General features: G+C 72.7%; 13 protein-coding genes. 5 read left to right on the top strand and 8 right to left on the bottom strand.

The features are described 5' to 3' along the window. From B2P18_RS13220 to B2P18_RS13200, 5 genes are all read right to left on the bottom strand, one after another. The coding region (locus tag B2P18_RS13220; protein ID WP_286960921.1) for a sulfate/molybdate ABC transporter ATP-binding protein at window positions 1–918 on the bottom strand (918 nt) is incomplete at its 3' end. Beyond that, window positions 915–1,724, bottom strand: a complete 810-nt coding sequence (locus B2P18_RS13215; RefSeq protein ID WP_019286670.1) for an ABC transporter permease — start codon at window positions 1,722–1,724, stop codon at window positions 915–917. The genes B2P18_RS13215 and B2P18_RS13220, both read right to left, overlap by 4 nt. Then, on the bottom strand, window positions 1,721–2,605 hold the full coding sequence (gene modA / locus B2P18_RS13210; RefSeq protein WP_286960920.1) for a molybdate ABC transporter substrate-binding protein: 885 nt from the start codon (window positions 2,603–2,605) through the stop codon (window positions 1,721–1,723). Before modA ends, B2P18_RS13215 begins: the two co-directional genes overlap by 4 nt. An 8-nt stretch (window positions 2,606–2,613) precedes the next feature. Continuing rightward, the gene (locus B2P18_RS13205; protein WP_019286673.1) at window positions 2,614–3,018 is read right to left on the bottom strand and encodes a TOBE domain-containing protein; all 405 of its coding nucleotides are present in this window, start codon (window positions 3,016–3,018) and stop codon (window positions 2,614–2,616) included. Window positions 3,019–3,083: 65 nt separating this feature from the next. Beyond that, on the bottom strand, window positions 3,084–4,346 hold the full coding sequence (locus B2P18_RS13200; protein WP_286960918.1) for a saccharopine dehydrogenase family protein: 1,263 nt from the start codon (window positions 4,344–4,346) through the stop codon (window positions 3,084–3,086). Window positions 4,347–4,531: 185 nt separating this feature from the next. Between B2P18_RS13200 and B2P18_RS13195 the strand changes: the two genes are divergently transcribed. The 3 genes from B2P18_RS13195 to B2P18_RS13185 all read left to right on the top strand — a co-directional run bounded on the left by B2P18_RS13195 (window position 4,532) and on the right by B2P18_RS13185 (window position 7,089). After that, complete coding sequence (locus tag B2P18_RS13195) at window positions 4,532–6,037, top strand: long-chain-fatty-acid--CoA ligase (protein ID WP_286960916.1); 1,506 nt, start codon at window positions 4,532–4,534, stop codon at window positions 6,035–6,037. A 180-nt stretch (window positions 6,038–6,217) separates the two neighbouring features. Next, window positions 6,218–6,526, top strand: coding sequence for a type II toxin-antitoxin system Phd/YefM family antitoxin (locus tag B2P18_RS13190; RefSeq protein ID WP_029212323.1), 309 nt, complete (start codon window positions 6,218–6,220; stop codon window positions 6,524–6,526). Further along, window positions 6,523–7,089 carry a type II toxin-antitoxin system RelE family toxin gene (locus B2P18_RS13185; RefSeq protein WP_239261861.1) on the top strand — a complete coding sequence of 189 codons (567 nt, stop codon included), beginning with the start codon at window positions 6,523–6,525 and terminating at the stop codon, window positions 7,087–7,089. The genes B2P18_RS13190 and B2P18_RS13185 overlap by 4 nt, the downstream gene beginning before the upstream one ends. A gap of 190 nt (window positions 7,090–7,279) precedes the next feature. Here the strand turns inward: B2P18_RS13185 and B2P18_RS13180 are convergent, their stop codons facing one another. Beyond that, a complete protein-coding gene (locus B2P18_RS13180; protein ID WP_286960897.1) occupies window positions 7,280–7,969 on the bottom strand; it encodes a sirohydrochlorin chelatase in 690 nt (229 codons plus the stop codon). 199 nt (window positions 7,970–8,168) lie between these two features. On the opposite strand from B2P18_RS13180, the gene B2P18_RS13175 reads away from it, so the two are divergent. Next, a complete protein-coding gene (locus B2P18_RS13175) occupies window positions 8,169–9,584 on the top strand; it encodes a sodium:proton antiporter (RefSeq protein ID WP_286960894.1) in 1,416 nt (471 codons plus the stop codon). Between the two features lie 132 nt (window positions 9,585–9,716). Here B2P18_RS13175 and B2P18_RS13170 read toward each other — a convergent pair whose 3' ends face one another. Next, window positions 9,717–10,457 (bottom strand): M15 family metallopeptidase, encoded by a 741-nt coding sequence (locus tag B2P18_RS13170; RefSeq protein ID WP_286960883.1) that lies wholly within the window; start codon window positions 10,455–10,457, stop codon window positions 9,717–9,719. Next, window positions 10,454–11,893, bottom strand: a complete 1,440-nt coding sequence (locus B2P18_RS13165; RefSeq protein ID WP_154592020.1) for an APC family permease — start codon at window positions 11,891–11,893, stop codon at window positions 10,454–10,456. Before B2P18_RS13165 ends, B2P18_RS13170 begins: the two co-directional genes overlap by 4 nt. Before the next feature lie 172 nt (window positions 11,894–12,065). Here B2P18_RS13165 and B2P18_RS13160 point away from each other — a divergent pair, with 172 nt between their 5' ends. Further along, window positions 12,066–12,734: a hypothetical protein gene (locus B2P18_RS13160; RefSeq protein WP_286960858.1), complete on the top strand. Its 669-nt coding sequence runs from the start codon at window positions 12,066–12,068 to the stop codon at window positions 12,732–12,734. Window positions 12,735–12,740: the final 6 nt, after the last annotated feature.

Below are 12,740 nucleotides of genomic sequence, written 5' to 3'. Positions count from 1 at the left end.
GCCTGCGTGGGTGGCCAGCTCGGTGACGAGGGCCGGTATGACGGTCCGCGGGCTGCCGGTCACGGGTCCGACGTGCACGGCGACGTCGGCCGGATCGCACAGGGCCACCGCCTCTGCGCCGACCGGCAGGTCGCCACGACCGTGGACGACGAGGCCGTCGGGCAACCGCACCTGGCCGGGGGCCATGACCACGCCGCGCAGGAGGTTTCGGCCGACGAACCGCGCCGCGAAGGGGCTGCGGGGTGCGTCGAGCAGCTCGACGGCGGGGCCTCGCTCCGTGACCCGGCCCGCCTCGACGACAGTGACGTCGTGCGCGAGCGACACGACGTCGAGCAGGTCGTGGGTGACGAGCAGGACGCGGGTCGCGCTGCCGTGCAGCAGGTCTCGCAGGACGTGCCGCACGTCGGCGGCGACCTCGACGTCGAGGGCGGACAGGGGTTCGTCGAGCAGGAGCAGGTCGGGCTGGACGGCGAGCGCGCGGGCGAGGGCGACGCGCTGCGCCTGGCCGCCGGACAGCTCGGAGCCGCGGCGTCGGGCCAGGTGGGCGATGTCGAGGCGCTCGAGCCACTCGTCTGCGCGCACCCCCGCCTCGCGCCGCGGGATCCCCTGGGCGCGCAGCCCGAAGGCCACGTTGCCGCGCACGTCCAGGTGGGGAAAGGCGAGGGGGTCCTGGCCGAGCAGGGCGACGCGGCGCCGGTGCGGCGGCAGCCAGGTGCCGGCGTCGGTGTCGACGAGGACGCGGTCGCCGAGGACCACGCGGCAGCGGTGGGGCCGCAGCAGGCCGGCGACGACCTCGAGGACCGTGGACTTGCCCGCACCGTTGGGGCCGACGAGGGCGGACACCCCTGCCCCGTCGAAGGTCTCGTCGATGACGACCCCGCGCTCAGGGACCTCCACGCGCACCTGGAGGGCCGTCACGCGACACGCTCCCGCGCACTGGGACGGTGCACGAGCCCGACGACGACCCCGGCGACGACGACCAGGACGAGCGAGAGCGCCACGGCCGCAGCGGGATCCGTCTCGCGCTGGAGATAGACCTCGAGCGGGAGCGTGCGGGTGACGCCCTGCAGCGACCCGGCAAAGGTCAGCGTCGCGCCGAACTCGCCCAAGGAGCGGGCGAAGCACAGCACCGTCCCCGACAGCAGCCCCGGCAGCACGAGCGGGAGGGTCACGCGGCGCAGCACCGTCGTCGGTGAGGCCCCCAGCGTCGCCGCCACGGTCTCGTAGCGCTCCCCCGCCGACCGCAGCGCCCCCTCGAGGGACACGACGAGGAACGGCAGCGCCACGAACGCCTGCGCGAGGACCACCGCCGTCGTCGTGAATCCCACCTGTATGCCGAGCAGCTCGAGGTGCTGCCCGAGCAGCCCGCGCCGCCCGAAGGTCAGCAGCAGCGCCAGCCCGCTCACCACCGGCGGCAGCACCAGCGGCAGCAGGACGAGGGCCCGCAGGACGCCGAGACCGGGCAGTCGGGTGCGGGCCAGGACGAGCGCGAGCGGCACCCCGAGGACGAGGCACAGCGCGGTGCTGGCGAGCGCGGTGCGCAGACTCAGCCCCAGCGCCGCGAGCGAGGACTCGCTGGTCACCAGCTCGACGAAGCGCGACCGGTCGACCTGGGCCAGCATCGCCACGAGCGGCAGCAGCACGAACGCCGCTCCCGCGAGCGCCGGCAGCCAGGCCCACCAGGGCAGGCGGCCGGCCTCGACGCGAGGACCCCTGCGGCTCACGGCTTCTGGAACCCGGTCTCGGTCAGCACCGCCCGGCCCTGCGGACCGGTCACGAGGTCGACGAAGGCCTGGGCGTCGGCGCCGCGCGCCGTCGCCGTGACGGCGATGGGATAGGTGTTGACGGCGGCGGAGGCCTCGGGGAGCGGTATGACGCGCACCGCGGAGCCCGCCGACCGCGCGTCCGTGGCGTAGACGATGCCGGCATCCGCCTGGCCCGCCCGGACCTTGCCGAGGACGTCGGTCACCGACTGCTCCTCGCTGACGGGCTTGAGCGTGACGCCCGAGGACCTCTCGACGCGCTCGGTCGCGGCGCCGCAGGGCACCGGGGGCGCGCACACGACGACGGACACCCCGTCCCGCGCGAGGTCGGCGAGGCGGGTGACCTGCCGGGGGTTGTCAGGCGGGGTCACGATCGTCAGCGTGTTGGTGGCGAAGGGGCGCGGCTCGGCGCCGAGCAGGCGTGCGCCGAGCGCCTTGGTCATGGTGCGCTCGTCGGCGGTCGCCAGCACGTCGGCCGGCGCCCCCTGCTCGAGCTGGGCCACGAGGTCGCTGGACCCGGCGAAGCTGAAGGACACCGTCGAGCCGGGGTGCGCGCGTTCGTACTCCGCGCCGAGCCGGGTGAAGGTCTGCCGGAGGCTGGCGGCGGCGAAGACCGTGAGCGTCCGCGTCGCCCCAGCCGTCGCCGAGCCGGAGGAGCCAGAGCCCGAGGAACCCGCGCCCGAGGACCCGGCGCTCCTGCCCGAGGCGCCGGACCCCGACGCGGCGCTCCTGCTCGGGCCGGTGGCGGCCCCGCACGCGGACACGGCGAGGACCGGTGCGGCGAGCACGGAGGCGGCGACCAGCGCGGTGCGGGTCAGGGGTGTGCGACGCGCGGTCGGCATACGGCCGGTCACGACTGCCCCGCCGGGGTCTCGACGATCACCGTGGTCGCCTTGACGACGGCCACGGCCACGCGCCCGGGCTCGAGCCCGAGCGTCTCCGCCGAGCGGCGGCTCATCAGGGAGACCATCGTGAACGGGCCGCACTGCAGGGACACCTCGGCCATGACGCCGTCCGCGACGACCTCCGTCACCAGCCCGACGAGGCGGTTTCGGGCCGAGGAGCCGACCCCGAGCACGTCGGGGAGCTCGGCCGCCTGCTCGCGGGCGAGGCGGGCGAGGTCCGGCCCGTCCACGACGAGGCGCCCTGACGCGTCCTTGCCGGCGCCGAGCTGGCCCTGGTCGACCCACCGCCGCACGGTGTCGTCGCTGACCCCGAGCAGCGCGGCGGCGTCCTTGATGCGGATGCGTTCCACGACGAGCCTCCCATCCTGACCGCAGATGCGGAAAGGACCGAGCATAGCCGCCGCAGATGCGGCGCTCAGTCAGGCTGGCGGGTCTCGATGGTGAAGCCCTGGTCGACCAGGCGCGCGGCATAGATCTCGCCCAGCCCGGTGGCCGGGGTGAGGACACCCGCGATCTCGGGCAGGCGCGGCCGGTCGAGGACCAGGGCCAGCGCGGCCTCGCCGATCATCACGGCGGTGCCGTCGTAGCCCGGGTCGAACGGCGCCGACACGGTGGTGACGTAGCGAGCGCCCGTCGTCGTGGTCGCGTGGACCTCCATGACGAACTCACCCGCGGCGCGGGACTTCTCGCTCGGACCCTCGCCCGGCGAGGGCAGCACCCGGTCCACGACCTGCCGCAGCCCGGGGGTGGAGAAGCCCGTGACCAGCGCCGGCATGACGGCGGCCATCGCGACCGCCTTGAGCGGCGCAGCGCCCTTGCGCCCGGTGTCCACGACCTCGCGGTAGCGCATCCCCCGGCCGTAGCTCCACCCCGCGAGCGCGTTGCTGCGTCGCACGATCTGACCGTTGTAGGCGCCCATGAAGAACGGCGCCGCCCAGGACCCGGTATCGGCGCTGCGCTCGAGCCACACCTGGCCGATGCGGCCGACCGGCTCCGGCTCGGCGTCGCGGTCGGGGCTCAGGGCATAGGGGTCGATCGCCACGCGGACCTTGGACCGGTCGCCCCGCACCGTGTCGACCTGCACCCGCATGGAGTCCAGGGTCCCGCCGCTGAAGCCGCCCCGCATGCGCCGGACGTGCAGCGTCGTCTCGAGCAGCGTGCCCTCGCCGTCCTCGTGCGCCTGGTCCGCGGTGAGCAGCACCCCGAGGTCGGACGGCACGGAGTCGAAGCCGCACGAGTGCACGACCCGCGCCCCCGAGTCCCGCGCCGCCTCGTCGAAGCGGTCGATCGAGTCGCGGACGAAGAGGGTCTCGCCGGTCAGGTCGACGTAGTCCGTGCCGAGCTCGGCGCACACACCGACCAGCGGCAGGCCGTGCCGGGCGTAGGGCCCGACGGTGGACAGCACCACACGGGTCCGCACCGCCATGGTGGCCAGGGACACCGCGTCGTCCGAGTCGGCCACCACGAGCGGCCAGTCCGCGGCCCGGGCCGGCAGCCCCGCCCGCACCGACTCGAGACGCCCGACCGAGCGTCCTGCGAGGGCGATCCGCACGCCGTCCGGCGCGTGACGGGCGAGGTGGCCCGCGATCAGGCCCCCGACAAACCCCGTCGCTCCGTAGACGACGATGTCCAGCTCGCGATCCGCGGTGGGGGTGGTGGGGGGGCTCGGGCTGGTCATGGCAAACCTCTCGCACGACGACGACGGCAGGATGTCGACCGATCCCACCACGCCCGCCGGACCGGGACAACCATCCCGCCCGGACCTTGGACCGTCTATGGACGCGGCAAGCCCCGCCGCCTACGCTCTGGTAACCCTCGATCACGGGGGTGACCACGCCCGTGCAACGACGCCAGGAGCATCCGATGGCCAACCTCGCCCAGATCCTCACCGACACCGCGTCCCGGCACGGTGACCGGATCGCCGTCCGGCAGGACGAGGAGCAGCTCACCTATGCCGAGCTCGACCAGCGCGTGGCGCTCGCGGCGGGGTGGTTGCGCAGCCAGGGCGTCGGTCCCGGCGACCCTGTCGTGCTGAGCCTGCCCAACATCACGGCGTTCGTGGTCGCCTACTACGGCATCCTGCGCGCTGGCGGGGTCGTCGTGCCGATGAACCCGCTCTTCAAGCCCCGCGAGGTGGCCTACTACCTGCAGGACTCCGGTGCCCGCCTCATCATCGCCGCGACGCCCGACGCCGCTGAGGGAGCCGAGGAGGCGGGAGCGACCTTCGTGCCCGTCACCGACCTGCCCGGCCTGCTCACGGCGGCCGAGCCCGTCACCGAGGCGGTCGACCGGGACGACGAGGACACCGCGGTCATCCTCTACACCTCCGGCACCACCGGACGCCCCAAGGGTGCCGAGCTGCGGCACCGCAACCTGCGCAGCAACGCCGAGGTCTGCGGCCGCACCCTCCTGCGCCTCACCCCCGAGGACACGGTCGTGGGGTGCCTGCCGCTGTTCCACGTCTTTGGCATGACCTGCGCCATGAACACCGCGATCTTGGCCGGCGCGACCCTCAGCCTGATCCCGCGGTTCGCGCCCGACAAGGCGCTCGAGGTCATCCAGCGCGACCGGGCCACGATCTTTGAGGGGGTGCCGACGATGTATGCCGCCATGCTGCAGGCCGCGCGCGCCGTCACGGCCGCCGGTGGCGAGATCCCCGACCTGTCCTCGCTGCGCACCTGCATCTCCGGGGGCGCGTCCCTGCCCGTCGAGGTGCTGCGGGCGTTCGAGGAGACCTTCGACGCGATGATCCTCGAGGGCTACGGACTGTCCGAGACGTCACCCGTCGCGTCCTTCAACCACCCGGAGCGGGTGCGCAAGCCGGGATCGATCGGCACTCCGATCGAGGGCGTCGAGATGGACCTGCGCACCCCCGAGGGCGAGCCGGTGCCCGAGGGCGAGATCGGCGAGATCGTCATCAAGGGCGCCAACATCATGCGCGGCTACTGGGGCCGGCCCGACGCCACGGCCGAGGCCATCCAGGACGGCTGGTTCCGCTCCGGGGACCTTGGGCGGCGGGACAGCGACGGCTACTACTACATCGTCGACCGGGCCAAGGACATGATCATCCGTGGCGGCTACAACGTGTACCCGCGCGAGGTCGAGGAGGTGCTCTACGAGCACCCCGGCATCCTCGAGGCCGCCGTCGTGGGGCAGCCGCACGAGCACTACGGCGAGGAGGTCGCGGCCTTCGTCGCCCTCAAGCCCGAGTCGGGGCTGGCCGCCGACGACGCCACGGCCGAGGAGCTGCGCGAGTTCTGCAAGGCCCGCCTCGCGGCCTACAAGTACCCCCGCCACATCAGCTTCGTCGACGCCCTGCCCAAGGGCGCCACGGGCAAGATCCTCAAGCGGGAGCTCCCCACCTCCTGACGGCGCGTCCGCCGCGGGCCCGTCGGGCGCTCCTGTCGGGCGCTCATGTCGGGCGCTCATGTCGGGCGGGGTGAGGCCGAGGGGACGCAGATGTCGCGTCGCGCGGCGTGTCGCACGCATCTGCGTCCCCTCGACGTCCAGGCGTGGTCACGCAGGCCCAGAATTCTGTACAGTCGAGACATGGCCGTCCTCACGATCACCGAAGCCGCCTCGGCCGGCATCTCCACGCTCGTCCGCCGCGCCGAGGCCGGCGAGGGAGTGACGCTGTCGCGTCACGGCCGAGTGGTGGCCGAGGTGGTGCCCGAGCACGAGATCGAGGCCCTGCGCAGGGATCGCGAGACGCTGCGGGAGGCGGCTCTCGTCATGGCGCGGCTCGCGACGGACTCCGGCGCCCGCACCGATCTCGACGAGGCGATCGAGCAGTTCGGCCTGACCCGAGCCGAGCTCGAGGCTGAGCTCGCGCTCGACATCACCGCGCGCCAGGCATGACCGACGGCCCGGGCCGCCGGTGCGTCGTCCGTCTGACCGACGATGCGGTGGACGACCTGCGCCGGCTGCACAAGAAGGATCCCCGCATCGTCCGGGCGGCCTTCACCAAGATGCTCCTGCTCGAGCGCTCCCCCGACGCCGGCGAGCCGCTGCTCGGTCCCCTCGTCGGGTTCCGCAAGCTCGTGGTCGGCGACCGGGACTGGCGCATCATCTGGCGAGTCACCCGCGACGCCGACGGGACCACGGTCCTGGAGGTCTCCGAGGTGTGGGCCGTGGGGGCTCGCGCGGACAGCGAGGTCTACGCCGAGCTGCGCGAACGCCTCGAGCGCATGGGAGACGCCCCCGAGCTGCGCCCCCTGGCAGCGGTGGTGGCGTCGATGGGGCGCCTCTACGAATCCACCCCCGTCACACCGGAGCCCGCTCCCGCGCCGGACCTGCCCCCATGGCTCCAGACAGCGTTGCGCGCCGAGCTGCACCTGACGGACCAGGAGATCGCGGGCCTGTCTCCCCTCGAGGCCCAGCGCCTGCTGACGCAGCACTGGTCGCGCCCGCCCACCTCCTGACGGTGCGTCCGCGGGGGCCCGTCGGGCGCTCATGTCGGGCGCTCATGTCGGGCGGGGTGAGGCCGAGGGGACGCAGATGTCCCATCGCGCGGCGTGTCGCACGCATCTGCGTCCCCTCGACGCCCGACGCCCGACGCCCGAGGCGCGCGGTGCGCGAGGTCGGCGGAGACACGACTCGACCAGTGCCCGCTCAGGCGGACGCGGCCATCGACGTCCAGGTGTGGTTGCGGTTGCGGCCGAGCGTATGCCGGTACGCCGCCGCCAGCCGGGCCGCCACCTCGCGCGTCGGCCCGACCGGGTCGAGGACGGGCACGGGCAGGTGCTGCACGGTCTGGCGCAGCCGCACGGTGAACGACCCGGTGACCAGCTCCCACGGCACCACCGCGACGTGACCCCGCGTGCGGGACCGGTGGTGGCGGACCTGCTCCTCCAGACGGTCCGCGCGGCAGGGGATGACGCGGGCCGGGGTCTGCGCCTGGATCGTCATACCGGCCCAGGCGAGCGAGACCTCCACCTCCGACTCCCAGCCGAACGGCGCGACCACCAGGCAGACGTCCTCCGGCGAGTCGAGGCCCTGGTCGAGCAGGCGGCGCCCGAGCGCCGTGGCGATCGTCCCGTCCGTCCCGAGGGCGCTCGCCACGACCGCGCCGCTGCCGGCCCGGGCCAGCTCGGTCTGGATCTCCTCCAGGAGCTGACGCTGCGGCGTGAGCGAGAGGGGCACGACCACGGTGGGGGCGGTGGATGTCGAGTCGAGGTGGCAGGCCAGGCGCTGGGGCGTGGCGAGGCGGAGGTCCACGCCGCGCAGCTGCTCACCCGCGCGGGAGAGCAGCACGAGGAGCGGGGAGCGCTCCATCGGGGCGATGCGGGCGACGCCGATCACGGTGGGACGGTAGGTCGAAGGCATGGTGAGGCCGGTCACACCTGTGACGCTACGCGCCGAAGATCACGGCTCGGTGTTGTTGATGTTTCAGGCACTTTTCGGCGTGGATCGTCATGCGGACCGGTGGATGAAGTCGCTGAGCGCGCTGCGGGATCCCCTCCCTAGACTGGCGGTTCGCGGACCCAGGAGGTGCGGTCACATGCAGGTGGCGTGGTGGGGACTCATCCCCTTCGTGACGATGCTGCTGTCCATCGCGGTGCTGCCGCTGCACCCCGTGACGGCGCGCCACTGGGAGCGACCCAAGGTCCAGGCGGCGGTCGCGCTCGGGCTCGGCCTGCCGACGGCTCTGTGGGTGGTGCTCGCCGGCGAGCACACGCTCGTCTGGCACGCCCTGCTGGAGTACGCCCAGTTCATCACCCTGCTGCTGTCGCTGTTCGTCGTCGCGGGCGGGCTCTTCCTCGCCGGTGACATCCGGGCGACACCCCGCAACAACACCGCGTTCCTGGCCGTCGGCGGGGTCCTGGCGAGCTTCATCGGCACCACCGGCGCCGCGATGCTCCTGATCCGCCCGCTGCTCAACACCAACTCCGAGCGTCGCCACAAGGTCCACACGATGGTCTTCGCGATCTTCGTCGTCGCCAACTGCGGCGGCCTGCTCACCCCGCTCGGCGACCCGCCGCTGTTCCTCGGGATGCTGCGCGGCGTCCCCTTCACCTGGACCTTCTCGCTCGCCCCCGAGTGGCTCTTCGTCAACGTGCTGCTGCTCGTCACCTACTACGGCGTCGAGCGGCGGGCCTACCGCGACGAGCAGGCGGCCGACCTCGAGGCGGACGAGGCCCAGCAGACCCCCCTCGGCCTGCACGGCCGGGCCAACATCGTCTGGCTGGCCGTGATCGTCGCCGCCGTGGCCTTCCTGCCGTCGGTCGACGTCCACGCCATCGAGTCCGGGCACGCCGGCGTCCTGCAGCTGGTCCCCTGGCGCGAGCTGGTGATGCTCGGGGCGGCGGGCGCGTCATACCGGCTGGGAGACAAGCGGACCCGCTTCGAGGACAACGGGTTCACCTGGGCGCCGATCGTCGAGGTCGCGGCGCTGTTCATCGGCATCTTCCTCACGATGATCCCGGCGCTGCGCTTCCTGCGGCAGGTCGCGCCGTCGCTGCCGCTCGGCGAGGTCACCTTCTTCCTCTTCAGCGGTGGCCTGTCCGCGGTCCTCGACAACGCCCCGACCTACGCGACCTTCTTCGAGATGGCCTCGCAGCTGCCCGGCGAGCCGCGCGTCGCCAACGTGCCCGAGCTCTACCTCACCGCCATCTCGCTCGGGTCCGTGCTGTGCGGCGCGATCACCTACATCGGCAACGGCCCCAACTTCATGGTCAAGTCCGTCGCCGAGAACGCCGGGGTCACCATGCCCAGCTTTGGCGGGTATGTCGTCCGCGCCCTGCGATGGCTGGTCCCCGTACTGGCCGCGATGGTGCTGGCCTTCATCGCCGACCCGTGGTGGTGCCACCTCATGGGCTGGGCCCTGGGCGCCGGGATCGCGGTGCGCGGGTTGCTGGCGCTGCGCGTGCCGCTCACCCCGGCGGCGGACGACACCGCCACGCCGGCCCGGGGCTGAGCGCGCCCCAACGCCCACCCCCACGTGACCAAACTGCTGCCCCACCGCACCTCCACCACGCCCACCCCACCCCCACGTGACCAAACTGCTGCCCCACCGCACCTTGGACCGTGCACGGATCGGTCGACGCCGTTAGGGGGCCTCCACCGGCGCGTAGATGGTGCGGTCCAGGCGGTGCTGGGCCGCCCAGCGCTGCTCGCCGTAGGACCAGTGCCACCACTCGAGCGGGTAGGGCGCGAGCCCGGCGCCGGTCAGCACCTGCCCGAGCAGACGCCGCAGGTCGCGCGCCACGCGCCGATGGGCCTCGTCGTCGTCGCCCACCGACTCCAGCGCCAGCAGGTGGGCCGCGTCGTCGAAGCTGTCGAAGTCGGTGCCCAGCGCCAGCGCCACCCCCTCGTGGGCGAGCGTCAGGTCGACCGCCCCACCCGTGGTGTGCGGCGCCATGCGCGTGGAGGACGCCGGGTCGGAGACGTAGCCGTCGAGCGGCTCGCCGGTCTGCTCGCGGTAGTAGGCGAGCAGGTCGCCCTGGAACCGGGACGTCCGCCACCCGTCGAGCACGACCAGCGAGAACCCGTCCGGCAGGGCGTCCTGGGCCTGCAGGAGCCGCTCGACCACGCCGCGACGCAGCCGCATCCCGAGCGGCGCGGTCGGCAGGTCGAGCTCGCCATAGCAGTGGCGGCGGCCCAGCTCTGGCGGCAGGACCACCAGCGGCTCCCCGCACTCGCCGGCCCCGACCGCGTCCACCGCCTCCTCGGACGCGGCGGGCACCAGCGGCGGCAAGGACGGCGCGAGCGACGAGAGCACATGCAGCAGAGCAGGATCCGGGTCGGTGAGCCATGGGACTGGCGTGGGGGCCGACCGGGGGGAGGTCATGGGCGCGTCCCCCTCGACGCCTCCGGCGCCCCCTCGACCAGGGTGTCGGCGTACTCGCCGAGCAGCGCGTCCAGCGCCTCCTCGCGAGGCAGGGAGCGGCTCACGGCATACAGGATCGCGCCGAGGCCGAGCCACACCCCGAGGATGAGGTACTCCGCTGGCCAGACGAGCGAGATCCCGGTGCCCGGCCACAGTGCCATGACGATGACGAGCGCCGCCCCCAGCGCACCCACGGCCGGGATCCACGACGTCTGCAGGCGTCGACGCGCCGCGAGGTGCGGATAACGCCGGGGCAGCGCGTACTTCGCCAGCACGACCATGATCCACACGGCGCCGAGATAGATGCCGCCGGTGTCGAGGAACCACACCACCGCCGCCTTGCCGAGCCAGCCGAGCGCCAAGGTCACCACGACGGTGAAGACCAGCGCGTTGCGCGGGGTGCCCCGGCGCGCGTCCAGCCGCGCCAGCCCGGCGGGCAGCAGCCCGGCGCGCGCCATGGCCACGACGACGCGGGACGTCGCGATGAACAGCCCGAGGAAGCTGGTCAGCAGACCGAGGATCGCGATGGCGAACGCCCCCCACCCGAGCACCGGGAAGCCCGCGGCCTTGAACGCGTCGATCGTGCCGAGCTTCATGCCCGCGACCTCCTCCCACGGCATGACCCACGCGCTCGACAGCAGGACGAGGCAGTAGAAGGTGCCCGCCAGCAGGACCGTCCAGATGACGGCGCGCGCGATCCGCCGCGGCGGCAGGTCGGCGTCCTCGGCGAGCACCGCGACCAGTCCGAAGCCCGCCATGTAGGTCATCCCCGGCACCACGAAGCGCAGCGTGTCGGTGAGGGCGTTGTGGTCGGCGGCATACGGCGGCCAGAAGTTGCCGGGTGAGCCGGCGGCGAACCCGACCACCACCAGGGCCAGCCCGATCACCACCATCGCCGCGAACAGCACGACCTGCACCTGCGCGCCGACCTCCACGCCCCACCAGTTGAGGGCGAAGAGCAGCAGCGTCAGCGCCACCCCGGCGATCAGCACGGGCGCCGTGACCGCCTCCCCGTTGATGGAGTAGAGCGGGTGCTCCTCCATCACCGGCATGAACTTGCCGAGCAGCAGCCCGAAGGCCGTGACGTAGAAGGCGAGGCTCGACACGTAGGCACCGATCAGCATCCACCCCGTCAGGAAGCTCGCGGGCCGCCCGAGGATCGTGAACGAGTAGACGACCTCCCCACCCGCGCGCGGGAACAGCGTGGTCAGCTCCGCGTAGGCCAGCGCCACGCACGCCGCCAGCAGCGTCCCGATGGCGAGGCCGAAGATCATGCCGCCCGCGCCGTACTGCTCGAAGAACGCCGAGTTGGTGTAGATCCAGCTCGACCCGATGACCCCCGCCACCCCCAGCGCGATCAGCGGGAGGAACCCGAGGGTCTTCTTGAGCTCGGCCATGAGGGTGCCTCACCTTCGTCGGGGACAGGAGCCGTATGGCGAGAAGCCGCCACCTCCGTCATACTCCATCGTGGCTGCCGTGGCCACCCCCATCTGCCGGGTCCTGGACACGGGCGCCGGTGGTCCCCCTAGGCTCGACGGGTCACAGCAGATCGATCGAGGGGGAAGTCTCGTGCGTCGCACGCTCGTCATCACCACCATCGCCGCCACCGCGCTGGGTCTCAGCGCGTGCGGGGGCGCACCCAAGGACCTGTCCCAGGACATGACCAAGTCGTCCATGCTGGAGGCGGGGGACCTGCCCGACGGCGGCTGGGAGGCCGGCTCCGTGGACGAGACCAAGCCCAAGCAGGACGACAAGTCGGCCGAGCAGATCTTCAAGAATGCCAAGGACGTCCCGCAGGCCTGCAAGGACGCGATGAACGCCATGAGCACGATGTCGGCCGACAACCCGTCGTCCTACGCCAAGCGCAGCTTCACCAAGGGCAGCGGCACGGACAAGACCCAGGTCGAGGTGGTCGTGGAGACGCTCGGCAAGGCCAAGGACGTGCCGGCGCAGCTGACCAAGGTGGCGGACTCCTGCAAGACGATCAAGATGGGGACCGGGGCCGTGTCGATCGACCTCAAGATGAGCTCGCCGAAGCTCGAGACCAAGGACGCCAAGGGCCTTCAGATGTCGGCCGAGGCGATGGGGCAGAAGATGGCGGTCTCGATGGGCGCCGTGAACCGCGGCAACAACCTCGTGGTCGTGCAGACCCAGGGCACGGACGTCGACAAGGCCAACAAGCTCGTTGACACCGTCCTCGGCAAGCAGGCGGAGAAGGTCGAGAAGACCGCCGGCTGAGCACCG

This window comes from Arsenicicoccus sp. UBA2120 (assembly GCF_002330965.1).
Taxonomy (GTDB): Bacteria; Actinomycetota; Actinomycetes; order Actinomycetales; family Dermatophilaceae; genus Arsenicicoccus; species Arsenicicoccus bolidensis.
This window is presented reverse-complemented; position numbering and strand designations above follow the sequence as displayed.

Bases quoted from the DNA above. Each gene is read 5' to 3' on its own strand.
- modA (WP_286960920.1), bottom strand. From the start codon at position 2,605: ATGCCGACCGCGCGTCGCACACCCCTGACCCGCACCGCGCTGGTCGCC.
- B2P18_RS13200 (WP_286960918.1), bottom strand. From the start codon at position 4,346: ATGACCAGCCCGAGCCCCCCCACCACCCCCACCGCGGATCGCGAGCTG.
- B2P18_RS13195 (WP_286960916.1), top strand. From the start codon at position 4,532: ATGGCCAACCTCGCCCAGATCCTCACCGACACCGCGTCCCGGCACGGT.
- B2P18_RS13190 (WP_029212323.1), top strand. From the start codon at position 6,218: ATGGCCGTCCTCACGATCACCGAAGCCGCCTCGGCCGGCATCTCCACG.
- B2P18_RS13185 (WP_239261861.1), top strand. From the start codon at position 6,523: ATGACCGACGGCCCGGGCCGCCGGTGCGTCGTCCGTCTGACCGACGAT.
- B2P18_RS13175 (WP_286960894.1), top strand. From the start codon at position 8,169: ATGCAGGTGGCGTGGTGGGGACTCATCCCCTTCGTGACGATGCTGCTG.
- B2P18_RS13170 (WP_286960883.1), bottom strand. From the start codon at position 10,457: ATGACCTCCCCCCGGTCGGCCCCCACGCCAGTCCCATGGCTCACCGAC.
- B2P18_RS13165 (WP_154592020.1), bottom strand. From the start codon at position 11,893: ATGGCCGAGCTCAAGAAGACCCTCGGGTTCCTCCCGCTGATCGCGCTG.